General features: G+C 63.6%; 13 protein-coding genes and 1 pseudogene. All 14 read right to left on the bottom strand.

Annotated elements, in window-relative coordinates:
- Position 1: 1 nt before the first annotated feature.
- Positions 2 to 1,342, bottom strand: a complete 1,341-nt coding sequence (gene pgaC / locus LIY36_RS19145) for a poly-beta-1,6-N-acetyl-D-glucosamine synthase (RefSeq protein ID WP_192298546.1) — start codon at positions 1,340 to 1,342, stop codon at positions 2 to 4.
- Between the two features lie 2 nt (positions 1,343 to 1,344).
- On the bottom strand, positions 1,345 to 3,342 hold the full coding sequence (pgaB, locus tag LIY36_RS19140; RefSeq protein WP_226456626.1) for a poly-beta-1,6-N-acetyl-D-glucosamine N-deacetylase PgaB: 1,998 nt from the start codon (positions 3,340 to 3,342) through the stop codon (positions 1,345 to 1,347).
- A gap of 12 nt (positions 3,343 to 3,354) precedes the next feature.
- On the bottom strand, positions 3,355 to 5,835 hold the full coding sequence (gene pgaA, locus LIY36_RS19135) for a poly-beta-1,6 N-acetyl-D-glucosamine export porin PgaA (protein WP_226456625.1): 2,481 nt from the start codon (positions 5,833 to 5,835) through the stop codon (positions 3,355 to 3,357).
- 288 nt (positions 5,836 to 6,123) lie between these two features.
- Positions 6,124 to 7,620, bottom strand: a complete 1,497-nt coding sequence (locus tag LIY36_RS19130) for a YdgA family protein (protein WP_226456624.1) — start codon at positions 7,618 to 7,620, stop codon at positions 6,124 to 6,126.
- Between the two features lie 147 nt (positions 7,621 to 7,767).
- Positions 7,768 to 8,400, bottom strand: coding sequence for an NADH:ubiquinone oxidoreductase subunit N (locus tag LIY36_RS19125; protein WP_192298550.1), 633 nt, complete (start codon positions 8,398 to 8,400; stop codon positions 7,768 to 7,770).
- A gap of 94 nt (positions 8,401 to 8,494) precedes the next feature.
- Positions 8,495 to 9,937, bottom strand: a complete 1,443-nt coding sequence (locus LIY36_RS19120) for an efflux transporter outer membrane subunit (protein ID WP_226456622.1) — start codon at positions 9,935 to 9,937, stop codon at positions 8,495 to 8,497.
- Positions 9,934 to 10,806 (bottom strand): efflux RND transporter periplasmic adaptor subunit, encoded by an 873-nt coding sequence (locus LIY36_RS19115; protein ID WP_192298552.1) that lies wholly within the window; start codon positions 10,804 to 10,806, stop codon positions 9,934 to 9,936. Before LIY36_RS19115 ends, LIY36_RS19120 begins: the two co-directional genes overlap by 4 nt.
- On the bottom strand, positions 10,803 to 11,012 hold the full coding sequence (locus LIY36_RS19110) for a DUF1656 domain-containing protein (protein ID WP_010214247.1): 210 nt from the start codon (positions 11,010 to 11,012) through the stop codon (positions 10,803 to 10,805). The genes LIY36_RS19115 and LIY36_RS19110 overlap by 4 nt, the downstream gene beginning before the upstream one ends.
- Complete coding sequence (locus tag LIY36_RS19105) at positions 11,009 to 13,087, bottom strand: FUSC family protein (protein ID WP_226456621.1); 2,079 nt, start codon at positions 13,085 to 13,087, stop codon at positions 11,009 to 11,011. The genes LIY36_RS19110 and LIY36_RS19105 overlap by 4 nt, the downstream gene beginning before the upstream one ends.
- On the bottom strand, positions 13,084 to 13,494 hold the full coding sequence (locus tag LIY36_RS19100; protein ID WP_192298554.1) for a MarR family winged helix-turn-helix transcriptional regulator: 411 nt from the start codon (positions 13,492 to 13,494) through the stop codon (positions 13,084 to 13,086). Before LIY36_RS19100 ends, LIY36_RS19105 begins: the two co-directional genes overlap by 4 nt.
- A gap of 149 nt (positions 13,495 to 13,643) precedes the next feature.
- Positions 13,644 to 14,178 (bottom strand): annotated as a pseudogene (locus LIY36_RS19095) (Fic family protein); the annotation flags it as partial.
- 186 nt (positions 14,179 to 14,364) lie between these two features.
- Positions 14,365 to 14,610: a DUF2789 domain-containing protein gene (locus LIY36_RS19090; protein ID WP_192298555.1), complete on the bottom strand. Its 246-nt coding sequence runs from the start codon at positions 14,608 to 14,610 to the stop codon at positions 14,365 to 14,367.
- Positions 14,611 to 14,726: 116 nt separating this feature from the next.
- Positions 14,727 to 16,241: a TolC family protein gene (locus tag LIY36_RS19085; RefSeq protein ID WP_192298556.1), complete on the bottom strand. Its 1,515-nt coding sequence runs from the start codon at positions 16,239 to 16,241 to the stop codon at positions 14,727 to 14,729.
- A gap of 41 nt (positions 16,242 to 16,282) precedes the next feature.
- Positions 16,283 to 24,070 carry an Ig-like domain-containing protein gene (locus tag LIY36_RS19080; RefSeq protein WP_226456772.1) on the bottom strand — a complete coding sequence of 2,596 codons (7,788 nt, stop codon included), beginning with the start codon at positions 24,068 to 24,070 and terminating at the stop codon, positions 16,283 to 16,285.
- Positions 24,071 to 24,177 lie beyond the last annotated feature (107 nt).

The following is a 24,177-nucleotide window of genomic DNA, read 5'->3' as shown; positions in this document are numbered from 1 at the left end:
ATCACACCTCCTCGTTGGCGGGTTTGATCCCACGATCCGGGCTGACCCAGCGCGCGCGCTTCTGGTGCTGGTTGAACAGCACCTTGGGAAAGCTGACCAATGTAGTGAACAAGCTGACCAGCCAGAACACCATCGGATACCACACGGTCCAGAACAGGGTTTTCCACAGGTCTTTTTCGTAGCGCCGGTCAATCAGGATGCTCACGGCAAACTGCACCAGGCACACCATCGCCAGCACCAGGCCGGTAAACGCGGGGGGCACCAGGGAGTCCACGGCAATCGCCGGTGGCAGCACCATGAACTTGCCCAGGCCCCAGAAGATCACCGAGAGCAGGAAGGTGAACGCCCAGCCGGTGGACAGGCAGTATTCGAACAGCAGCGGCCACAGGTAGCGATGGCGCCATTGCCAGATGCCACGGATGTTCTTGAACAGCACTTCGGCGCCGCCCTGGGCCCAGCGCAGGCGCTGTTTCCACAGGCCACCGACGGTTTCCGGCATCAGGATCCAGCACAGCGCACGCGGCTCGTAGAAGATCGCCCAGTGATCGAGTTGCAGCTTCCAGCTGACGTCGATGTCCTCGGTGATCATGTCGGTGCTCCAGTAGTCGATGCGGTCCAGCGCCTTTTTACGGAACGCCACCACCACACCGGACACCGTGAAGATGCGCCCGAACACCCGCTGCGTACGCTTGATCAAACCGATGATCGAGGAGAACTCGCCCACCTGCACCCGCCCGATCAAGGTCGACCGCGTACGAATGCGCGGGTTGCCGGTCACCGCGCCCAGGCGTGGGTTGTCGAGCATCGGCGCCACCATATAGGCCGCCGCATTGCGGTCGAGCAATGCATCACCGTCGATGCACACCAGGAACTCGCTGCGCGCTGCCACGGCGCCCATGCGCAAGGCCACGGCCTTGCCCTGGTTCTGCGCCAGGTGCAACACGCGCAGGCGCGGGTGTTCCAGGGCGAGGGCATCAAGCACGGCGGCGGTGTTGTCCTTGGAGCCGTCGTTGACCGCGATCACTTCGATGTTCGGGTAGACCTGGTCCAACGCCGCATGGATGGTCTCGGCCGCGTTATCGCCCTCGTTGTAGCAGGGGATGATGATCGAGATCAGCGGGTTGCCGGCCAGGGTCGGCGCCGGGGTGTCTTCTTCCCACGGCCAGTGGCGCTCCCAGTGCAGCCAGAAATACAGGCCGCCGGCGATCCACAGTGCCGACATGAACAGCGGGTAGAAGAACACGAAGTCCATCAGGAACTGCCCGGTGACCAGGAAGATCAGGCCCAGGGGCACGCCCAATACCAGCGCCAGTACGAATATAGCCAGGATTCTGTCGAACATGGTCAAGGGTTCCATTGATTGGAAAGGGCCGGACGCACGGTCTTCAGGTCCGGGGAGTTTTCCAGGAAGTTGTCCGGGTAGTAGCCAAAACTGGTGACCCCCTGGCGCTTGAGCACACCCATCCATTGCGCCATCTGGTCGCTGTCGATGTCCGGCGCGGCCTTGGTGCGCCAGTCTTTGGCTTGCAGTTCAAACACGGTTTTGTTCAGCGCACCGGGGCGCGCCTTGACCGTGGCGACCAGTTTTTCCAGCCAGGCGTTGGACGTCTTGTACTCCTGGCCTTCCATCAACGGCATGGCCATCGGCGCGGTCCAGTCGTAGGTCTGGAGGAAATCATCGAGGTTCTGTGCGAACCAGGCTTCGCTCTGCGGATTGAGCATCGGCTCGGCGAAGATATTGCGCGCAGTCAGCACCTGCGGCCCGGCAATGGCGCGGACTTTGCCGGTCAGCTCATTGGTGAAGTCGATCAGGTAGCGGCTCTTGAAACGGGTCCAGCGCTGCATCACGGCCGGGTCGGCGCGCAGGGCTTCGATGCTGCCGGGCAAGCCTTGCGCGACATAGGCCTTGAGCGCCGCGGGGCTGGCATCTTCGAAATCGTTGAACACTGCGTCATCGTGATACAGCACGCCGTCGATGGCGCTGTTGCGCGCCAGGTCCTCGTAGATCTCGCCGATGATCTTGCGCACTTGCGGGTCGAACGGCGACAGGCGCTGGTATTGATCCGGGTCGAGGCCGATTTGGCCGGTTTTCGGGTCCCAGCGCGTCACGCGCGGCAGCTTGGGATCGAGGGCGAAACTCAGCACCGGCATCCACGCATACACGGCGGCATGGGCACGGGTGTGCAGTTGCCAGGCGACGCGGTTGAACAGGTCGGCGCGCACCGGCAGGTGACGGTTGGGGAAGTACACCGAGTGCACCAGGCCGTCACCCTTGGGGTCGGCGAAGGCTTGCAGGAAGACCGTGCTTGCGCCCATGTCCAACACGCGCTGCACCAACTGGTCGAGGTTGCGCGCTTGCTGGGCTGCGTCCGGGTCATACACGTTGTCCAGGTCCACATGCATCACCCGCAGCGGCGCCGGGGTTTGCACCGCGACCATGCTGTTGGCGAAGTGCTCGCCGTCCGGGTCGGAGGCCACCAGAAAGCGCGGGCTGTTCATCAGGTCGCCGAGATTGTCGAGGCCGTCTTCCAGGGTCAGGGCCATCTGGTAGCCCTGTTCGGCGACGATCGACAACGTGGTGCCTTTGGCGGCGCCGTATGGCCACACCCATACCCGTGGTTTTTTGCCGGTGACTGCCTGGATCTTGTTGGAGATCGCCGTGACGTCCGCACGCATCCGCGCCTGGAACTGCGCCTGGGTTTCGTAGCGGCCGGTGGCCGGGTCATAACGCAGCGAGGCCGCCGCCGGTTCCAGGTTGCCCTGGGGGTTGGCGAGGATCCCGGTGTGGCTGGCATCGGTGTGCGCGGCCACTTCCACCAGGCCGGACTGTGACACTTCACGGATCTGCTGCCAGGTCAGGAATTCACCCCGTGGACGTGGCACACCGGCAAAATCCACGGGTTTATCCAGCGGCGTATCGATCCAGTAGCCCACCGGCGCCAGCACGGCATGCCAGTTATAGGCGCGCAGAATCGGCATCACGCGGGTGTAGAAGCTTGAATAGCCGTCATCGAAGCTGAGCATGATGGCTTTGGGCGGCAACGGTGTACCGCCACGGCGGGCGGCGAGGATCTGATCGACGCTGACCGCCTGGTAGCCGTTCTCGCGCAGCCAGGCCAACTGCTCGATCAAACGTTCGGTGCGTACCGCCACCACCGCCTGATCGGGGTCGCGGTCCTCGACGTCGTGGTAGGCAATGCCCAGGAAGTGGTTCTTCGGCCACGGCAATTCGTTGGGCGCGATCGGCCGCTCGGCGGGTGGGGTGAAAGGCGCGGGTTGCTGGGCACAGGCACTGGCCAGCATTACGCCCAGGATCAACAAGCAACGGCTGAGGACGGTCATGGTCAGGCTCTTCTAGAAACGGTAAGTGAGGTCGACGAGCAGGCGCAGATCGCGTTCGCGATTGCCGTCGTAAGGTCGGCTGATCAGGCTCAGGTTGGCACCGGCTTCCAGCACGTCATTCCAGCGGTAGCGTTGGCCGTAGCCCACCAGCCCGATGCCGCCGGTGGAATAATCCTGCTGGCTATAGGTACCCGCACCGACCTGGAACTGCTGACTCCACTGAGTCTCGTAGCGGTGATAGAGCACATGATTGATGTTGATGACCGGCAACACGGTGAAGTCCGACTTCGGGTTGAAGTACACCGTGTCTTCCTTGCTGTTGCGGCTGGCGCCGACCTCCAGGCCCAGGTCCACTTGCACCCGTGGTGAGCTGTAGAGGCCTTCGCGGCCGCTGAGCAGGGCTTCGAAACGGTCGTTGCCGTCACTGAAATGGGACGGGCTGAGGGTCAGTTTCCACTCGCGGCTTTCATTGGCGCGCCAGCGCACAAAACCGCTGCCGCCGTTGGCGGTGATCCCGGCATTCAACGCCCGCAGTGGCGTGGTGGACAGCAAATAACCGAGGCTACCGCCGTATTGCCAGTTGTCGTTGATGTCACGGGCAATCGACACCGCGGCACCTTGCTTGCTGCCATCGCCGTAGGAATGGTTGGAAACTTCGGCCTCCAGGGTCATGTCGCGGGTACGCCGTTCGACGCCCACGGTCTGCCAGCGGTGATGGCCCGTGCCTTCTTCAAAGTCGGCGGTGGCGTAGCCGGCACCGGCGAACAGGCGCCAGTCTTCGTCAATCGGCGGCGTGTAGATACGGCTTTCAATGCCCCAGTCACGACTGCCCGAGACGGCACCGGCCGCGCTGTCGCTACCGCCACCAAAGCTCTTGCCGGTGTAGGCCTCGACGCGCAGCTCGGCCATGTCGTGCACATCGCGCAACCGGCTCAGGCGCTGCACCTGACGGCTGTCCGGGTTGCGAGCGAGCACGTCGTCGGTAAGCACGTCGAGCTGGCGCCACTCCTGCAAATCCATCGCGGTGTAGGCCTGGCTGACTTCCAGGCCGATGTCACGCGGCACCTGGGCTTCGGTTTCCTTGAGAATGCCTTCGGCGCGCCGTGGCAAGTCGCGGGCGCGGTACATGTCGGCCTGGGCCAGGCGCAGGCCGACGTTGCCTGGGGCCTTGTCGACCAACGCGTCCAGGCTCGACTCGCTGCCCGGCAGGTCGCCGCCGTACACGCCGGACTGGGCCGACAGTTGTTGCGCATCCATCCAGGCGTCGTTGGGATTGCCGATGGGCAAGCCCTTGAGTTCAACCCGTGGCTTCTGGCTGGTGGCCAGGCCTTTGGCGACTTCGACCGCCTCTGTGCCCCGGTCGCTTTCCTGCAAGGCGTAGAACAGCGCCGTGGTGTCTTCGACCCGATCATCCGGCTCGGCATCCGGCGCACTCAGGGCCTGACGATACAGCGGCTCGGATTTTTCCGGCTGGCGCTGATCGAGGTACGACGCGGCCACCCAACGCACGGCATAGGTGGGCAATTGCACGCCTTCGGCGGTGAGGGTTTCGTACTCGCGGATCACTTCGGCGGTACGTGCGCGGGCCTTGAGCGCGCCCAGGCGGTCGATGCGCCAGCGCACTACGTCGTCGTGGGCGCTGGCGTCCGGGGTCCAGCGGGCGAGCAGTTTGTCGTAGTCCTGCAGGGCACGGTCGGCGACGACATAGCGTTCGTTTTCCGAACGCGTGGCGAACTCGGCCATACGCACGCGTTCGGCGGCGAGGTCACCTTCCAGGCGACGCTGGGTCACCGGGTCGACCAGGCCCGGGCGCTTGGCCGACAGGCGCAGGGCCGGTTCCGGCATGCGGGCCTTTTGCAAGGCGACGATGTATTCGCGGGCAACTTCCGGTTTATCCCCGGCATGCAGGAAGGCCTGGTCGAACTCGAACAGCGCGTCATAGTTAAAGCCCGCGCGGGTCAGCGCGTAGCCCAGGGCCATGCGCCGGTTCGGGTCATCAGGCTTGGCGGCGACCAACGCACGGGCGCGTTGCACGGCTTCGGTGGTTTTGCCGCCGTCGGCCTGGGTCAGGGCCAGGCCCAGTTGCAGGTCGACATTGTTCGGGTCACGCAGCAGCGCCTGGCGATACACCGCCTCGGCCTGGGCCCACTGCTTCTGATTGCGATAGGTGCGCGCCACGGTGGCGAGCGCCTGGGGCGTCAAGGTGCGATTTTTACCCTGAGCCTCGTACACCTTGAGCACTTCGGCATCCTGCCCTGCCCAACCGGCGATAACCAGGTGATCACTGACCTGGCCCGGCGTCTGGCGCTCGGCAGGCAACTGGCGCAATTGCGTCAGGGCCGGCGTGAAATTGCCGTTGCGGGCCTGAATGATCAGGGCATCGTAGGCAGGGTCGGCCACGGCGAAGGCTGGCACCAATAACTGGCTGCACAAGGCTGCCCCGATGAGCAGTCGCAACCGGCCTGAAGCACTGAGTGGTAGGTTTCGCAGCATATCGTGAGCTTCCTTACACACGGAAAGCTGTAACGATAGGTGGTCCTGAGCGATTTGCATCAGGGTGTCGGCGTCTAGTGACCCGACCTAGCTTTCCTGTAGGAACTATCCCTTAGGAAAGTAGGGAAAAGGCCAATTCATAACAATTGTTCAGAATTGGTGGGGAATCTGAAAAGCCAATGGGGGAACGGACTTACCTGTGATAACGGGGTCAGTGTCGACTGTTTGACCCCGTTCACACGCACGCCCGCCCCCCCCATTATTTATTTGCGGGTGATGGCGAAATTTTTACTGCGCGCCGCTCACCGCACCGGCTTTGGCCAACACGAAACCAATGAATTGCTCAACGCTCATCTTCTGGCCGTTGAAGGTCACTTCGTTGTTGGCGTAGTGCAGCTGGGACACCACGTCATTGCCGACCAGGGTCGCCAGTTGGGTGCCGACGGCCATGCCGCTGACCATTTCAGAAGCCATCTGCGCTTGCTGCTCGACGGCTTTCGGATCGGTCACGCCACCGGCCTGGGCTTGCAGGGCGGCGATATCGGCGATCATGGGCTTGGACAGGGTCAGGTTGGCATCCAGCAGCGCAATGATCTGCTTGCCCAGCTCAACAGGTGGCAGCTCCATGGACGCAGGCTTGGCCAGGTCCAGGACCAGGTTGAACTTGCTTTCGCCGTGGGCGGTTTTCAGCGACAGGTTTTCCAGCGCCACTTGCGGCTTGGCGGCCAGCAGTTGGTTGACGTTGGCTTCGGCCAGGGTCTGCTCGGCTTCGGTCAGTTGCAGTTCCGGCACCGGTTGCCCGGCAGCGGCGGCGGCTTGCACCGGCTGCATCTTGTCCTGATAGAGCTTGGTCAGCAGCAGGCCCGACGGCACGTCGATGTTCTTCACGCTCACGGCCATGGCGGCGGAGCCGACCGGTTTGCCCTGGAAGCCGATCGCGTCGATCTTGTAGTCGACGCGGCCAGCCATGTTGTTGTCTTTGACGTCGCTGGTGTCTTTCTGCTCGAAGCCCTTGAGGGTCAGCACGGTTTGTTGCGGGCCGAAGGTCAGCTTGGTGTCGGTCAGTTCAACGGTGTTCTGCCCGGTGTAGAAGCCGAAGGTGGATTTTTCCAGGTTGCTGGCCACGGTCAGGCCAGACAGGTCGGCGGCGAAGGGCGTGCCGTTGCCATCGACGGCGTTCAGCTTGAGGCTGTTCATGAAGCCGTCGACCTTGACCTTCTTGCCTTCGGCGCTGCTGTCGAAGTCCAGGTTCAGCCCGGAGAAGCTGGCGCTGGACGTGTCGTCCTTGTACTCCAGTGGCAGCAATTCGAGATTACCGCTGACCGAACGGCTGTAGCCGATATTGGCCACGCCCTTGAGCGGCGACACGTCTTTGGCGGCGGCGAACCATTTTTCGGTGGTAGCGTTCTTTTCCAGCGCGTAGTGACTGGTGGCCATGACCGGCAGCCACTTCAGCGACACCAGACGCGAGAACGGCAGCGGGCCGTGTTCGATGTGGTCGACGAAGAGCAGTTCCGGGTTCGGGTTCTGCTCACCGAAGAACGAGCCCTGGGCCTTGAGGCGATAGTGCGCGGTACTGCTGAACAGGCCACGGTCGAGGGAGACCAGCTCCAGGTCCAGACGCCCGTCGACGCCGGCCATGGAACGTTGCAGTTCCTTGTTGGCGTCCTGCACCGCCGTTTGCAGCACCGGCTCCAACTGCTTGCCGGTGTACCAGGCACCGCCTGCACTGACGACGCCAACGGCGACAACAAAACCCAAAAGAACTACGGCTGGCTTATTCATGAAGTGACCTGATCAAATCCTGTGAGAAGTGGGCTGTCTTCCTTGAACCCTGAAAGGGTTGGCTCAAGCCCGCCAAAAGCGGGGGAAGATTAGCACTGGCGGCCGCGAACGGCCCAGCTTTTCAGAGGGGTCAGGCCAGCAGATGGTTCACGAGTATTCCGAGTCGATCTCATCGAGCTGGTGATCAAAACTCTTCAACCGCGCCGTCCAGGTGTACACCAGCACCTCAAACTCGCGGTGGATCACCGCATTGCCGGGGGTGTCGGCCTTGGGGTCGCAGAAGTCCAGTTGGTAGCGCTCCCGCGCCATTTGCGCGGCGACGTCGGACAATTCCCGCGCATTATTCAGCCAATGCCTACCGTCGGCGACTTGCTGATCCAGGGCCACGCACTGTTTTTTCAGGGCTTCTAGGCTTTTTTCCAGGGGCGTGCCGGTGAGTTCACCCATGACTTCCTGGAAGGTGCGCCCAGGCTGCCAGTAGCTGCCCCAGAAATAGCGGTCGAATACGGTTTCGACGCGGCGCAGGGCGACCTTGGTGTCCCAGATCGCCACGCGGGTCTTGCCCTGTTCGAGCAGCCGACGTTTGATCCGATGGTTCTGGTAGGACGCCCAGGCCACCACGCCGATGGATAAGGTACCGATCACCAGGCAGGCGCTGTCGAGGAACACCATGGCCTTGTCGATTTGATGGGCGAGCATGACGCCATAGAAGTAGGCAGCCGATAACAACACCAGTGCGAAGAACACGCACCAGAAAGCGGGAGCATAAGGGTTTTTCATTATTGGAATCCCCATGAGCAAACGCGAGCAGTGTCAGGTGAGCGCCGTTGCCTGAAAAGCCACGGCGTTCACCTGACAAAGCATAGCTATTCGCTCAGGGTTTGCTGGCTTGCGCCGCTTGCGTTCGTCCGCTTTCCCAACCGCCGCCCAAGGCCAGGAACAGATCGATCTGGCTCATGGCAACCTGGGTGTTCGCCGCCGCCAGTTGCGCCCGTACATCGGTGTAGGTGCGGGTGGCTTGCAGGTCGGCGAGGAACGACGCGCGGCCGGCCTGGAAGAAGCGGTGCGTCTGGTCCGCCGCTTCCTTGGCCGACTCGCCGGCTTCGTTCAAGGCGTCGCGACGCTGCAACTGCGCGGTGTATTGCGCCAGGCCCGTCTGGGTTTCGCGGATGGCGTTGAGCACCACCCCGTCGAAATGCGCCAGGGCGCCCTGGGTCGCGGCTTCGGCTTCGTGGATACGTGCGCGGGCGCCGTTGGTCGGCACGGTCCAACTGATCAGCGGGCCGAAACCCCAGCGGTTGGTCGGTGCGGTGCCGAGGTTTTCCAGAATGCCGACGGTGCCGACCGTGGCGCCGATGCTGATGTCCGGGTACAGCGCGCCGGTGGCCACGCCGATACGCGCCGTCGCTGCCGCCAACTGGCGTTCGGCCTGGCGCACGTCGGGACGCCGCTTGAGCAGCGCGGCGCCGTCGCCCACCGGCAGTAACTGAGCGATGTGCGGCAGCTCGGCACAGCTGCCGGTGCCCGCCGGCAATTGATCCACCGGCTTGGCCAGCAGCATCGACAGACGGAACAGACCGGCCTGGCGCGCCGCTTCGTAGCGCGGCATGTCGGCGCGCAAGGATTTGTATTGGGTTTGCGAGCGGGTCACCTGGGTTTCATCGCCGCGCCCGGCGTCGCGCAGGCGCTGGGTCAGGGTGGTGCTCTGGGCTTGCAGTTGCAGGGACTCGTTGGCAATCGCCAGTTCTTCGTTGGCCGCGCAGACCTGGGTGTAGGAACGCACCACATCCGCCACCAGGGTGATGCGCGCAATATCGGCGGCGGCCTGGGCGGCATCAGCGCTGGCCTGGGCGCTTTCGATCCCGCGCTGCAAGGTGCCCCACAGGTCGAACTGGTACGACGTGCTGATGCCGACACTGCCGATGTTCGCCACCGGCACTTTGTCTGCCAGCAAGAACGCCTCGCCGGATTCCTGCAAGCGCTGGGCCTCGGCCTTCACCCCGGCATTCCAGCCACCGGCGGATTCCGCCTGCTGCACCTGATACCGCGAACGCTGCAGGTTGGCGGCGGCCACGCGCAGATCGGTGTTGGAGGCCATGGCCTGGCGCACCAGTTCGTCCAGGCGCGCGTCGTTGTACAGTTTCCACCAGTCGGCCGGCACCGGCGCCGACACCACATTGTGGCCCTCGCCCGCGAGCTGCCCTTGCAGATCGCCGCGCTTCACCGCCGCTGCATCCGGCAGTTTGTAATCCGGGCCCACCGCCTGGCAGGCCGACAGCAACAACCCCAGCGCAGTAATGGCCAGCCGTTGCTTCATGGCTTGTCTCCAATGATCGACACCGTGGCCGTGCGTCCGGCAATCATGCGGAAGTCTGCCGGCACCTCGTCAAACGCGATGCGCACTGGAATCCGCTGGGCCAGGCGCACCCAGCTGAACGCCGGGTTGACGTTGGGCAACAGGTTGGCGCCGCTGCTGCGGTCACGGTCCTCGATACCGGCGACGATGCTCTGCACATGCCCGTGCAAACGGGCGTTGTCGCCGACCACCCGAATGTCCACGCCCATGCCGACGTGGATACCGTCGAGCTTGGTTTCTTCGAAGTAACCGTCGATGTGGAACGAATTGCTGTCCACCACCGACAACACCGGACGCCCGGCGGTGACAAACTCCTGGCTGCGCGGCGCACGGTCGTTGACGTAGCCGTCCACCGGGCTGCGGATCACCGAGCGGTCGAGGTTGAGCTGAGCGGCGTCCACCGTCACCTGCGCTTCAGCCAGCGCCGATTGGGCACGGGCAACGCGGGACTGGCTTTCTTCCAGTTGCTCGCTCGGCACCAGGTTGCCCAGGCCACGGTTGCGTTTGTATTCGCGGTTGGCCTGGGCCAGGGTTTCCTGGCGGTCGGCGACGGCGGCCTGGGCTTGGCGCAGGGCCAGCTTGAAGCGATCCTGATCGACGGCGAAGAGCACCTGGCCCTTGGTCACCAGCTGGTTGTCACGCACCTCGACTTGTTGGATCAGCCCGGACACGTCCGGGGCGATCTGCACGATGTCGGCGCGGATGTGCCCGTCGCGGGTCCACGGCGCAAACATGTAGTACATGACCATGCGCCACACCACGACGACCGCAAAGGTCACGATCAACAACGTGAGGACTACACGGCCGATGGTCAAAAACGGTTTTTTCATGTCATCAGGTATCGACTGAGTGAGTCCACCGCGCCCAGCAACAGCGCGTAGAGCCCCACGTTGAACAATGCCCGGTGCCAGACCAGGCGGTAGAAGTGGAGACGGGTCAACAACCCGTGCACCACCAGAAACAACACGTACGTAATGCCCATCAGCACCAGCAGCGTGGGCAGGAACACCCCGCTGATATCCAGATCACCGATCATAAAGGCGCTCCATCGGGTAGCGGCGCTTGCATCTCGGCGCCGCCAATGAACTCCACACCGGGCAACAACGCCAGGCGCAGGCCGGCCAGTGCGTGCAGCAGGTGCACGCGGGTATCGTCTTCGTCTTGCAGGCCCTGGCCGTTGAGCGCACGACGCGTGCGGTCGAGGGTCATCAGCAGACCGCTCGGCGCGGGCAAGCGTTCACCGGCCTTGAGGCAGGCCTTGAAGTAACCGCCGACACCTTCGACCACCTGGTTGAGCAGCACCCGTGGCACGCCAAGGATGCGCGGCGAGTAGGCCAGCAGGTCGAGCAGGTTCAGCGCCACGCGCAGGTCACGCAGGGCGATGCCGGTGTCCTGGCCGATGATCGCCAGGCGCGGCAGGTGCTGCATCAGGCGGTCGAGCATTTGCGCGGCGAGGTGACGGTGTTCGTTGAGGGTCGCCGGTTCAGTCATGCCGACGATGTCGTGCCAGCTGAAACGGGTCAGGCGCTTGGCCGCCAGTTCGGCACCGAAGGGTCGCGCGATCAGGGTCCATACAAAGGCGAACAACAAGCCTACGGGCCCGGCCAGGTTGACGTTGGCGAAGTTGAGAAAGTCCGCGTCATACGCCCCCTGGATGCTGATGAACGACGAGGTGTTGACCAGCGTCAGCAGCATGCCCAGGTAGAAACGCGGCTGCACGGTGAGCGTGCCGATGCAGATGAACGGCAACGCGAACGCCAGCACCAGCATCGGAAAATCGTGCAGGTTGGGCAGCACCAAAAACAGATAAAGGCTGGCGAAGAGCACCGACATCGCGGTCCAGAAAAAGAATCGGTAGATCTGCGGCGCGGGGTCGTCCATCGAGGCGAAAAAGCTGCACGCCACGGCGGCGAGGATCACCGCGCTGCCGCCGTCGGTCCAGCCCAAGAGAATCCACAATACCGAGGCGACGATGATCGCGGTGACGGTGGAAAACGCCGAGTAAAACATCAGGCCACGGTCGAGGAACGGGGTCAGGCGACCGAGGCGCCAGTGGCGGTAGACGGCGCGCCAGGTAACCTGGCTTTCGCAGGCGATGGCAGCTTGCAGGCTGCGGCAGTCTTGCCACAGGTCGATCCATTCGCCGAGACGGTAGAGGGCGTTGGAGAACAGCAGCGTGTGGCGTTCGTCCAGCGCTTCGCCGCTGGGTTGCAGGGCTTCGAGTTGGTCGCGCAGGGCGCGCCAGCTGTCCAGCGTGGGGTTTTCTGCGCTGCTTTGCAGCCACTGGTTGGAGGCTTCCAACAGCGGCGTCAGTTGCTCGAGGTACTGCGGCGCACGCTGTTCGACGGCGTAGAGCGCGTCGTCGAGTTCTTCCACCACGGGCAACAGGTGAATCATGCGGCCGCGCAGTTCCTTGGTGTTGCGCACCGTCTGCGGCCGCGCGCCTTCATGGGGCAACTGGCCGATCATCAGCTCCAGGGTGTTGAAGGTGGCGACCATGCCGCCGCGCAGGCTGCTGACTTCTTCTGGCGTGACGTTGCGTGTCAGAAAGCGTTGGCTGTAGACCTGGGCGTCGGCAAACCATTTGCTCACCGAGCCATCGAACACCGGCGCCAGGCGGCGTGGCCAGAACATCGCGCCGACCACAGCGGCGACGGCGATGCCGAGGAAGATTTCTTCGGTGCGCGCTTCGGCCACGTCCCACACGGCCAGCGGGTTATCCACCACCGGCAGGGCGATCAGCGGCAAGGTGTAGCCGGCCAGCATCAGCGCATAGTTGTTGGCGGTGCGCAGGTGCATGGAGAGGAACAGCAAGATGCCGGTCCACAAGGCAATCACCACCACCAGCACATAGGGCGACTGCACGAACATCGGCACAAAAAACACCGCCGCCGCCGCGCCCATCAGGGTGCCGATGGCGCGGTACAACGCCTTGGAACTGGTGGGGCCGACAAACGGGCTGGAGACGATGTACACGGTGGCCATCGCCCAATAGGGGCGCGGCATCTGCATGAGCATGGCGATGTACAGCGCGATCATCGAGGCGGCGAAGGTGCGCACACCGTAGAACCAGTCGCGGGCCGGCGGGAAACCGGTAAAGAATCCGTTCAAAGGCTCGCCGCCTCGAAGGCCCGCAGCACGCGCAAGGCGGCTGCCATATCGTCGGGGGCGATGTCCGCCAGGACTTCCTTGCGCAGGCGCACCAGTTGCACTTCCACCGCCTGCACCAGCTCACGGCCACGCTCGGTGAGGCTCAAGGCCTTGGCGCGGCGGTCGTGAATGTCTTCGGTGCGGCACACGTAGCCGCCGTTGCACAATTGGTCGAGCAGGCGCACCAACGACGGGCTTTCCATCCCCGAAGCCTGGGCGACTGTTACCTGATGCACACCGTCGCCCAGGCGGCCGATCATCAACAGCGGCACCGCGCAGGCTTCGGAAATGCCGTAGCTCACCAGCGTGGTCTGGCAGATTTTGCGCCAGTTACGGGCGCCCACCACCATGCTGCTGCTGAGGTTCATGTGAAGTTGTTCGAGGGATTGAGGCACTGGATAGTTCGCATACAGTTAGTTTGCTAACTATCAATATGGTGGATGAACGGAAGGCCGTCAAGTTTTGAAACACTTTTGCGGATGAGCGGAAAAATGAGGACAGGATTTCCCCAATGCCGTCAGTCAAGAACCAGAAAGAACAAAAAAGTAACTTCAGCAATCTCATGCAAAGCCCGCCCCACCTCCTCCTCGATAAATCCAAACACCTCCTCCCCCACGCTGTACTGAAACTGTTTCCTGCGATGCCTGGATACCTTGCCGTCATTGTCCAGGCACATCATCACCAGCTTCGACAGATCGCTGCCACGCACGTCAAAGCGCAGATTCACGGCCTTGATCACACGGTCACAACGATCGAGAAACTCGATTTCTTCACGCAGCTCTACCTCTAGCGCGCGGCGGACCATATTCGACGCAGCGGGTCGCGTCCCAGTAACGGTAGACCGTAGGGTGGCCGCTGAAGTCGAAGACCATTTGCTCGCCGTCCAGCCAGGTGACGTTCCACAAGTCCCGGGGCGGTTGGAAGAACGTCTTGAGCGCCTCCAGGCAGGCCTGTTCTTCGTGTTTCATCGCAACGGAAACCGGCAGCAGCAGGCCGTTTTCCAGGGCGCCGTAGTGGCAGAGGATTTGGTGGATCAGCAAGCGCGACAGGCGGCGAAGGCGAACAGGCTAGGGTCGAGTACAGCGTCTGCGGCAGGTGCAACGCTTTGGGGGACAGCGAGGCAATGACTAACCCGAGACATCGCGCAACCTCAGAAAAAGTTCACTTGCGCGATTAAAGCCCCGTTTTTTTCAAGCCTCATCAGTTTTTTTCAACTTTTGTGGTTTTCGCGCAGTTTTTTACACCCCCCGCCCCTTCCTCAACAACACGTCCAACTCATCCACCAACTCCGCCCAATCCGCATCCTTGCGTTTCTCCTCACGCAAAAACGCGCTCTGGCTGGGCGTCCAGAAAAACGCATCGGCCAGTTCCAGTTCGGGTTTGAGCGGCGAATGAACCACCAAGAATTTATCGATACTCTGCGCGTCATCCGGCAGTCCCAACTGCTTGAACAACGACGACAAGCTATGCACAGGCGATTCCATGACAGATTCCTAAGAAGATGAGTCACCCGAGTCTAGCCCAGATGAACGCCCTGCCACGACCGCTCGACGCACCGATACGCTGACGGCGAGTGCGACTCGCCGTCAGCACCCGCCGATTACTTGACCACGGCAGGCGCCACCGGCGCGGCGATGTTGCCCGCCGCCCACGCCGACTCGCGACCGGCCAGGGCGGTGGCGATGCTCTGCACGCGGTCGGAGTCCAGTTGCTCGGGCAGCGGGTCGAGACCGGCGCTGGCGAAGATCTGGCCGTAGGCGTTGCGCAGGTCGGCGTAGGCCAGGTCGCGGCGCAGGTCGGCTTGCAGGGTGTTGAGTTCGCCCTGGATCAGGTCGAGCTCGCCGAGGCCAGCAGCTTGGTGACGGTTGCGCAGCTGGGTGAGGATCTGCCCGTCGATATTCGCCAGTTGCTCGTTGGTCTTGAACTGACGCACGGCGTCCTGGTAGTTGGCGTTGGCCACGTAGATCTGCGCCAGCACCGCGATGGACATCGCCTGGCGGCGGGCGGTGGCGACTTCTTCGCCGGCCTTGGCCACGTCGATGGCGGCCGGGGCCGAGATCACGTTGAACAGGTTCCAGGTGACCTTGGCACCGTAGTCGGCCCAGCGGTTGTCCACCAGGAACGAGTTGCTGTCGTAATGCCCGCCGGCGCTGAATTCCAGGCCCGGCAGCAGGCGCAGCATGGCTTTGCGGGTTTCGGCGGCGCTGATGCGGGTCTGGTAGTCCTGCTCGCGCAGCTCAGGACGGTTGGCCAGGGCTTCCTGTTCCAGGCTGGCGAGGTTGACCTTCAGTTGCGGCACGCTGTAGTCGTCCGGCGTGGCCAGCTTGAGCTCGGTGCCCATGGGCAGGTTGATCAAGGTCGCCAGCTCGGTCTTGGCCAGGGACAACGCGCGGCGCTGCTCCTGCAATTGGCGCGTGGCCTCGATCAGTGAACGCTGGTAGCCGAGGGCTTGCACCGGGTCGCCGATGCGTTGCTCGCTCATGCTTTGGCTGTTGCTCTGGGCCTGGTCGACGCGGGCCATCAGGCTGTCGATCTGGCCAAGCAAACGTTCGGCCGCCACGGCGCGCCAGTAGGCCGAGCGCACGTCTTGGACGATGGTGTTGATCACCTTGCGGCGGCGTTCCTGGATGATCAGGCGTTGGTCGCCTTGCTGCTTGGCGCTGATGTAGCTGACGCCAAAGTCGAGCACGTTCCACACCATGGTCAGGTCCGCCACGCGACGGTCGCGGTCCTGGGAGGTGGACGGTTCCAGGGACTGGGTGCCGGTACGCACACTCTGGCTGCTGGAGGCGTTGGTGTTGTTGCGCCCGGCATAACCGGCCGACAGCGCCATGCGCGGCAGCATGTCAAAGCTGGAGAGGTCGGATTGACGCTTGGCCAACGCCTCTTCCATCACCTTCAAACGGCCTTCGAGGTTGTACTTCACCGCGCGGGCCATGGCCTGGTGCAGGGTCAACGGGCCGCTCAGCGGTTCCTGATCCTTGTACATGCCCTGCAGGTCGCTGCGAGCGCGCTGCTCGCTGACGCTGCGTTCAATCGGCTTGCTGGTGACCGCACAACCGCTGATCGCCAGCGCCAGCAAGCTGGCGCCGAACAACTTATGACTTTTATTCATCCTTGGACTGCCCCTGTTCCCGCGCCTTGAATTAAGTGTGTTCAAGCCTGCATTCCGTTGATGCCGACCTGTTGCAGTGCGTGCGCCAGATCAATCACCTGGCGTTGTTGTACGTCGTTGATCTGCTGCAATTGTTGACCCAGGGTCGGCGCCCCCAACGTGCCGCCCGAGCCTTGGATCGATTTGCTGTCGAAGGCCTTGAAGCCACCGTCGTCACCCTGGGTTTCGCGGTTGAACAGGCCCGATAACGTGCTTGAGCCAAACACCCCGCCATCGCCGCCGCCAAACCCGAGGAACCCGGAGGCACCCGCCGCATTGCCGCCGTCCGTGCTGAACACCTGGGCGATATAGCTTGGCGCCAGAGCGTTGTTGCGGATAAAGATGTTGCCGATCGGCGGCAAGCCGCCGCCCGAATCACGCTGCTCGAACAGCGCCGGGAAACCAATCGGCGAGCCCAGGTTGCCGCTGGGCAGACCAAAGATGATCGGTTGCAGCGGCGCGTCCGGCGCCCCCGGTGGCGCCGTCGGGCCGGTGACACGGAACAGCGGGTCGCCGGTCAGCGCGACGGTGTTGATCGCGTAGTTGCCGGAGTTGCTGAAGCCGCTGCCGGCATTGCCCGCCGCATCCGTCACCAGGCTGGTGTCGAGGGTGATGAAGTTGCTCGGATCAAAGAGGTTGGCCGTCGGCGTCAGGGTGGCGGTCCAGGTCTTGCCGCCATCGCTGGTGGCGAGGTTGGACAAGGTGCCGTTGGCCACGCTCAAGTCATCCAGGTCAAAACCACTGACTTTTTCACTGAAGGTGAACGTCACGGTGGTGGTCTGGCCGACGGTCAGGTTCGGGTTGGCCACGGAGATCGTCGCGGTTGGCCGGTCGGCGTCGAGCGCATAGTTGTTGGAAATGGCGATGCCCGCACCGGCGTTGCCCGCTGCGTCGTTCACCAGGCTGGCATCCAGCACCACCAGGTTGGTCGGGTCGGTAATCGCGACGGTCGGCGTCAAGGTGGCAGTCCAGGTCTTGCCGCCATCGTTGGAAACGAGGTTGGACAACGTGCCATTGGCCACGCTCAGATCCGACAAATCAAAACCGCTGACCGCTTCGCTGAAGGTTACGGTGACCGTGGTGGTTTGCCCGATGCCGAGGACGGCGTCGGCCACGGTGATGGTCGCGGTCGGCCGCTGGGTATCGATGCTGTAGTTGTTGGAGGCGGTGGTGCCGACGCCGCTGTTGCCCGAGGCATTCGCCACGCCGCTGTTGTCCAGCACGATGAGGTTGCTGGTGTCGGTGATATTGCTGGTCGGCGTGAACGTCGCGGTCCAGGTGACGCCGCCATCGCTGCTGCTCACCGCACTCAGGCTGCCGTTGGCAAGGGTCAGGTCGGCGTTGGTAAAGCCGCTGACGGCCTGGCTGAAGGTAATGGTCACCTGGGAGGTTTCACCCGCCTTCAGTTGCGTGTCAGCCACCACGATGGTTGCCGTCGGCACCTCGGTGTTCACCGAATAGTTGGCGGAGTTGGTGGTGCCGGTGCCGCTGTTGCCCGCCAGGTCGGCGATGCCGGTATTGTTCAGCACGATCAGGTTGGTGGCGTCGGTCACACTCAGGGTCGGCGTGAACGTTGCCGTCCAGGTGATGCCGCCGTCGCTGCTGCTGACGTTGCTCAGGCTGCCATTGGCCACGCTCAGGTCGCTGTTGTCGAAGCCGGTGACGGCCTCGCTGAAGGTGATGGTCACCAACGAGGTTTCGCCCGGACGCAGGTCGCTGTCGCTCATGACAATCGTGGCTGTCGGCCGCTGGCTGTCGACGCTGTAGTTGTTGGAATCGGTGGTGCCGGAGCCGGCGTTGCCCGCCAGGTCGGCGACGCCGGTGTTGTCCAGGGTGATCAGGTTGGTGGTGTCGGTGATGCCGGCCGCCGGGGTAAAGGTGGCTGTCCAGGTGATACCGCCGTCGCTGCTGCTCACCGCGCTCAAGGTGCCATTGGCGATGGTCAGGTCGGCATTGGTGAAACCGCTCACCGCCTCGCTGAAGGTGATGGTCACCTGCGAGGTCTGACCGACGCTGAGGGCCGTATCCGCCACCACGATGGTCGCGGTAGGACGCACGGTATCAATCGCGTAATTGTTCGAGTCGGTGCTGCCGCTGCCGGCGTTGCCGGAGGCGTTGGCCACGCCGCTGTTGTCCAGGGTGATCAGGTTGGTGGCGTCGGTGATGCTGCTGGTCGGGGTGAAGGTCGCAGTCCAGGTGATGCCGCCGTCACCGCTGGTCACGGCGCTCAGGGTGCCGTTGGCGATGGTCAGGTCGGCGTTGGTGAAACCGCTGACGGCTTCGCTGAACGTGATGGTCACCAGCGAGGTTTCACCGATGCTCAACGCAGGGTTCGCCACCACGATGGTGGCTGTCGGCAGCACGGTGTCGATGCTGAAGTTGGCCGAGTTGGTGGTGCCCGCGCCAGCGTTGCCGGCCAGGTCGCTCACCCCAGTATTGTTCAGGGTGATCAGGTTGGTGGTGTCGCGGATGCCCACGTCCGGCGTGAAGGTGGCCGTCCAGGTGATACCGCCGTCGCTGCTGCTCACGCTGCTCAGGGTGCCATTGGGGACGCTCAGGTCGGCATTGGTGAAACCGCTGACCGCCTCGCTGAACGTAATGGTCACCGCCGAGGTTTCGCCGGCGCTCAAGCTCGCGTCGGAGACCACGATGGTTGCCGTCGGGCGCTGGGTGTCGATGGCGTAGTTGCTCGAATCCGTGGTGCCGCTGCCAGCGTTGCCCGCCAGGTCGTTGACGCCGGTGTTGTCCAGGCTGATCACGTTGCTGGTGTCGGTGATGCTGGCGAGCGGGGTCAAGGTCGCGGTCCAGGTGATACCGCCGTCGCTGCTGCTCACCGAGCTCAAGGTGCCATTGGCAATGGTCAGGTCGGCGTTGGTAAACCCGGTGACCGCTTCGCTGAAGGTGATGGTCACCAGCGAAGTTTGACCGATGTTCAGTGTCGTCTCCGAGACCACGATGGTGGCCGTCGGACGCGCGGTATCCATCGCGTAATTGTTCGAGTCGGTGGTGCCGCTGCCGGCGTTGCCGGAGGCATTGGCGACACCGGTATTGTCCAGGGTGATGAGGTTGGTGGCGTCGGTGATGTTGGTGGTCGGCGTGAAGGTCGCGGTCCAGGTGATGCCGCCATCGAAGCTGGCCACGCTGCTCAAGGTGCCGTTGGCGATGGTCAGGTCGGCGTTGGTAAAGCCGGTGACCGCTTCGCTGAAGGTGATGGTCACCAGCGAGGTATCGCCGATTTTCAGGCTACTGTCGGCCACGACGATCGTTACGGTTGGGCGCACGGTGTCGATGGTGAAGTTACCCGAGTTGGTGGTGCCCGTGCCGGCGTTGCCGGCCAGGTCGCTCACGCCCGTATTGTTCAGGCTGATCAGGTTGGTGGTGTCGTGGACACCCGCGGTCGGTGTAAAGGTCGCGGTCCAGGTGATACCGCCGTCGCTGCTGCTCACGGCGCTCAGGGTGCCATTGGGCACGCTCAAGTCAGCGTTGGTGAAACCGGTAACCGCCTCGCTGAAGGTGATGGTCACCAGCGAGGTTTCACCCGCGCTCAGGGCCGAATCGGCGACCACGATGGTCGCGGTCGGGCGCTGGCTGTCGACCGCATAGGCGTTCGACGTGGTGGTGCCGGAACCGGCGTTGCCGGCGGTGTCGGCCACGCCGGTGTTGTCGACGACCACATGGTTGTTGCCCTGGGTGATGCCTGCCACCGCCGTCAGCGTCGCGGTCCAGGTGATGTTGTCGCTGGTCGACAGATTCGACAGCGCGCCGTTGTCGACCGTCATGTCAGCCAAACTGAAGCCAGTGACGGCCTCGCTGAACGTGATCGTGACCAACGACGTGCCGCCAATCCCCAGCGCGTTGTCGTTGACCACCACCGTGGCGGTGGGCCGCTGGGTATCGACGGCGTAGTTGTTGGAATCCGTACTGCCGCTGCCGACGTTCCCCGAAGTCGCCGCCTGCACCCCCGTGTTGTCCAGGGTGATCAGGTTGGTGGCGTCCGTCACATTGCTCGAAGGGGTGAACGTCGCGGTCCAGGTGATGCCACCGTCGACGCTGTTCACGGCGCTCAGGGTGCCGTTGGCGACGGTCAGGTCGGCGTTGGTAAACCCGGTGACCGCTTCACTGAAGGTGATGGTCACCAGTGAGCTGGCGCCAACGTTCAAGGCCGGATTCGCCACGACGATGGTCGCCGTAGGCGCCACGGTGTCGATGCTGTAGTTGGCCGAGTTGGTGACGCCCGAGCCCGAGTTACCGGCCAGATCGCTCACCCCCGTATTGTTCAGGCTGATCAGGTTGGTGGCGTCGTTGATACCCGCGGTCGGGGTGAAGGTGGCGGTCCAGGTGATACCGCCATCGCTGCTGCTCACCGCGCTCAAGGTGCCATTGGCAATGCTCAGGTCGGCGTTGGTAAACCCGGTGACCGCTTCGCTGAAGGTGATGGTCACCAGCGAGGTTTCACCGGCGTTCAGCACCGGGTCGGCCACTACGATGGTCGCGGTCGGACGCTGGGTGTCGATGGCGTAATTGTTGGAGTCGGTGGTGCCGCTGCCGGCGTTGCCAGCCTGGTCGGCAATGCCCGTGTTGTCCAGGGTGATCAGGTTGGTGGTGTCGGTGATGCTCGCGCTGGGTGTGAAGGTCGCGATCCAGGTGATACCGCCGTCGCTGCTGCTGACCGCGCTCAGGGTGCCATTGGCGATGGTCAGGTCGGCATTGGTAAAGCCGGTGACGGCCTCGCTGAACGTGATAGTGACCTGCGAGGTTTCACCGATTTTCAACGCGCTGTCGGCCACCACCACCGTCGCGGTGGGCCGCACGGTATCAATGGCGTAGTTATTGGAATCCGTGGTGCCGCTGCCGGCGTTGCCGGCCTGGTCGGCAATGCCGGTGTTGTCCAGGGTGATCAGGTTGGTAGAGTCGGTGATGCTGCTGGTCGGCGTGAACGTCGCGGTCCAGGTGATGCCGCCATCAAGGCTGTTCACAGCGGTCAGGGTGCCGTTGGCGATCGTCAGGTCGGCGTTGCTGAAGCCGGTCACCGCCTCGCTGAAGGTAATGGTCACCAGTGAGGATTCGCCGATTTTCAGGCTGCTGTCCGCCACGATGATCGTCGCGGTTGGGCGCTGGGTGTCAATGACGTAGTTATTGGAATCAGTGGTGCCGCTGCCCGTGTTGCCTGCCAAGTCGCTGATGCCGGTGTTGTTCAAGGTGATCAGGTTGGTGGTGTCATTGACGTTGCTGCTGGGGGTGAACGTGGCGGTCCAGGTGACGCCGCCGTCGCTGCTGGTAAGCGACGACACGATGCCATTGGCGACCGCCAGGTCGGCGGTGGTAAAGCCGGACACCGCCTCGCTGAAGGTGATGGTCACCGAGCTGGTTTGACCGATGCTCAGGGCAGTGTTCGCGACCACGATGGAAGCGGTCGGCCGCACCGTGTCGATGGCGTAGTTGTTGGAATCCGTGGTGCCACTGCCGGCGTTGCCCGCCAGGTCGGCGATGCCAGTGTTGTCCAGGGTGATCAGGTTGGTGGCGTCGGTGATGCTGCTGGTCGGCGTGAACGTCGCGGTCCAGGTGATGCCGCCATCAAAGCTGTTCACAGCGGTCAGGGTGCCGTTGGCGATCGTCAGGTCGGCGTTGCTGAAGCTGGTCACCGCCTCGCTGAAGGTGATGGTCACCAGTGAGGATTCGCCGATTCTCAACGCGGTGTCGGCGACCACAATGGTCGCGGTTGGCCGCACGGTGTCGATCGCGTAATTGGCCGAGTTGGTGGTGCCCGCGCCAGCCAAGCCGTCGTTGATCGCGACCACCCCTGTGTTATCGAGGGTGATCAGGTTGGTCGCATCGGTGATGTTGCTGGTCGGCGTGAACGTCGCGGTCCAGGTGATGCCGCCATCGAGGCTGTTCACAGCGGTCAAGGTGCCGTTGGCGATCGTCAGGTCGGCGTTGGTGAGACCGCTCACCGCACGGCTGAACGTGATGGTGACCAGCGAGGTATCGCCGATTTTCAACGCGGTATCCGCCATCACGATGGTCGCGGTTGGCCCCGGGGAATAAGCCGTGTTTACCGTGCCGCCGTCATTGAAGATGTTGTTCACGGCCGCTACGGAGGCGCCCGTGGAACCGCCGCCCAAGGCAGGGCCACCGGAGCCGCTGCCACCGACGTTACCGCTCATGGCCGCAAAGTTGGCAGCCGTCATCAACAGCGTGCCTTTGTTCCAGATCGCGCCGACGCCTTTGCCGGCCGCGCCGCCCGAATCGGCGGAGCCACCCAGGCCACCACCGCCACCACCGCCGCCGCCGGCAGCGATGTTGTTGGTAATCACCGACGTGCCGACAACGGTCAGTGTGCCGGTGCTGCCGTTGTAGATACCGCCGCTGGCCGAGGCGCCCGCCCGGCCAGGTTTGTCCCAACCGGAGCCGCCGCCACCGCCGCCAATGGAAATCGTGCCATTGTTTGCCGTACCACCGGCGCCGCCATTGCTGTAGTTGGCCGCGCCCACGCCGCCCGCGCCGCCGGTGCTGCTGCCGCCCCTGCCGCCCATGTAGTTGGGGTTATAGCCGCCGCCGTTGCCGCCGGTGTTGGCACTGCCGGAAGTGCCGCCATACACGCCTGTACCAAAGCCGGAAGTACCACCGTGACCACCGGTTTGCCCGCCGAGCGCGCCGCCACCGCCACCGCCGCCACCGACCGCGCCACCGACATAAGGCGCAGTAACCCCGCCACCGCCACCGCCGCCCGAGGCTGCGTTGCTGGTCACCGTGACATTGGTCAGGGTCAGGTTACCGTAGTTGACAATGCCGCCGCCCATGGCCGCCGTTCCGTCGGTCCCCGCCGCAGCGCCGTTGCCGGCGGCCAGGCCCTTGGTGATGATCAGCCCATCCAGGGTCGCGGTGACGCCGGAGTTGACCTTCAACACCTGGGTTTTGTACTGCCCGCTGATGGTCACGTCTGCCACGCCATCATTGTTGCGATCGCCGTCGATGGTGAGGTTCTTGGTGATGATCAGCTGGCTGTTGAGGTTGACCGTCATGTCGGCACCGAAGGCCACGGTATCCCCCGACACCGCGTCGCTCAGGGCCTGACGCAAGCTGCCGACACCACTGTCGCCGTTATTGAGCACCGTGATCGTCGCCAGGCTGTACTGATACCCCGACATGCTGCCGTAGGACAGCGCGGTGTGGCTCTCGATGGAGCCGGTGGCGATTTCCAGGGTCCAGTCGCTGCCCGCGCCGGTGCGGTTGGTGGACGCGGCAATATCGCGCCCGGTCAGCTGCGCCAGGGAGTCGACAAAGTTGATGCCCTTGTCGCCCGCCGCCGTGTTGCAGGCGTAGATCAGGATGTCGCCGCCAACGTTCATGTCCTGGCCGATCTGCGCCAGCACGTCGCTGCGGGCCGCGACGTTGTCTGCCGACAAATAGGTGTTGCCCAGCCACAGGTCCCCGGCGTTGCCGTGGGCGATGATCTGCACCGAGCTGACGCCCTGGTGGCTGCCCAGGTAATCGGCGATCTGTTGCAGGCCGTCCTTGCTCGCGTCCAGTTGCACCACCTGGGTGCCGGGGGCGACGCCTTTGAGCAGCTCGGCAGAGTCCTTGACCCGCGCGTCGACGAACACCACGGTTTCACCCGGTACGGCGACCGGGGCCGGGGTCACGGGCGCATCGGTTTGCGCATGGGTTTCGCTGCCGGTACCGGCGGGCTCGGTGGTCGGCGCCTTGGCGGCCGCATCGGCAGCCGTGGCGTGACTGTCGGCCTGCGCCACGTCAGCCACTGTGGCGGCGACCGCGCCGTCGAACAGCATGCGTGGTTCCAGGGACATGATCATCGGCGTCGCCTGAGTGAGGGCGCCTGTTGTCGTTTGCCGTGCCTTACCTTTGCTCCACCACATGCTGCTCACCCGCTTGTCGA

Origin of the sequence: Pseudomonas sp. AF03-9 (assembly GCF_020515815.1) — a bacterium.
Lineage (GTDB): Bacteria > Pseudomonadota > Gammaproteobacteria > Pseudomonadales > Pseudomonadaceae > Aquipseudomonas.
The sequence above is the reverse complement of the archived record's forward strand: the minus strand, read 5'-3'. Positions and strand labels throughout refer to the sequence as shown.

What these genes read in the sequence shown, in the direction of transcription:
- pgaC (WP_192298546.1), bottom strand. Translation starts at nt 1,342, where the DNA reads ATGTTCGACAGAATCCTGGCTATATTCGTACTGGCGCTGGTATTGGGC.
- pgaB (WP_226456626.1), bottom strand. Translation starts at nt 3,342, where the DNA reads ATGACCGTCCTCAGCCGTTGCTTGTTGATCCTGGGCGTAATGCTGGCC.
- pgaA (WP_226456625.1), bottom strand. Translation starts at nt 5,835, where the DNA reads ATGCTGCGAAACCTACCACTCAGTGCTTCAGGCCGGTTGCGACTGCTC.
- LIY36_RS19130 (WP_226456624.1), bottom strand. Translation starts at nt 7,620, where the DNA reads ATGAATAAGCCAGCCGTAGTTCTTTTGGGTTTTGTTGTCGCCGTTGGC.
- LIY36_RS19125 (WP_192298550.1), bottom strand. Translation starts at nt 8,400, where the DNA reads ATGAAAAACCCTTATGCTCCCGCTTTCTGGTGCGTGTTCTTCGCACTG.
- LIY36_RS19120 (WP_226456622.1), bottom strand. Translation starts at nt 9,937, where the DNA reads ATGAAGCAACGGCTGGCCATTACTGCGCTGGGGTTGTTGCTGTCGGCC.
- LIY36_RS19115 (WP_192298552.1), bottom strand. Translation starts at nt 10,806, where the DNA reads ATGAAAAAACCGTTTTTGACCATCGGCCGTGTAGTCCTCACGTTGTTG.
- LIY36_RS19110 (WP_010214247.1), bottom strand. Translation starts at nt 11,012, where the DNA reads ATGATCGGTGATCTGGATATCAGCGGGGTGTTCCTGCCCACGCTGCTG.
- LIY36_RS19100 (WP_192298554.1), bottom strand. Translation starts at nt 13,494, where the DNA reads ATGAACCTCAGCAGCAGCATGGTGGTGGGCGCCCGTAACTGGCGCAAA.
- LIY36_RS19090 (WP_192298555.1), bottom strand. Translation starts at nt 14,610, where the DNA reads ATGGAATCGCCTGTGCATAGCTTGTCGTCGTTGTTCAAGCAGTTGGGA.
- LIY36_RS19085 (WP_192298556.1), bottom strand. Translation starts at nt 16,241, where the DNA reads ATGAATAAAAGTCATAAGTTGTTCGGCGCCAGCTTGCTGGCGCTGGCG.
- LIY36_RS19080 (WP_226456772.1), bottom strand. Translation starts at nt 24,070, where the DNA reads ATGCTGTTCGACGGCGCGGTCGCCGCCACAGTGGCTGACGTGGCGCAG.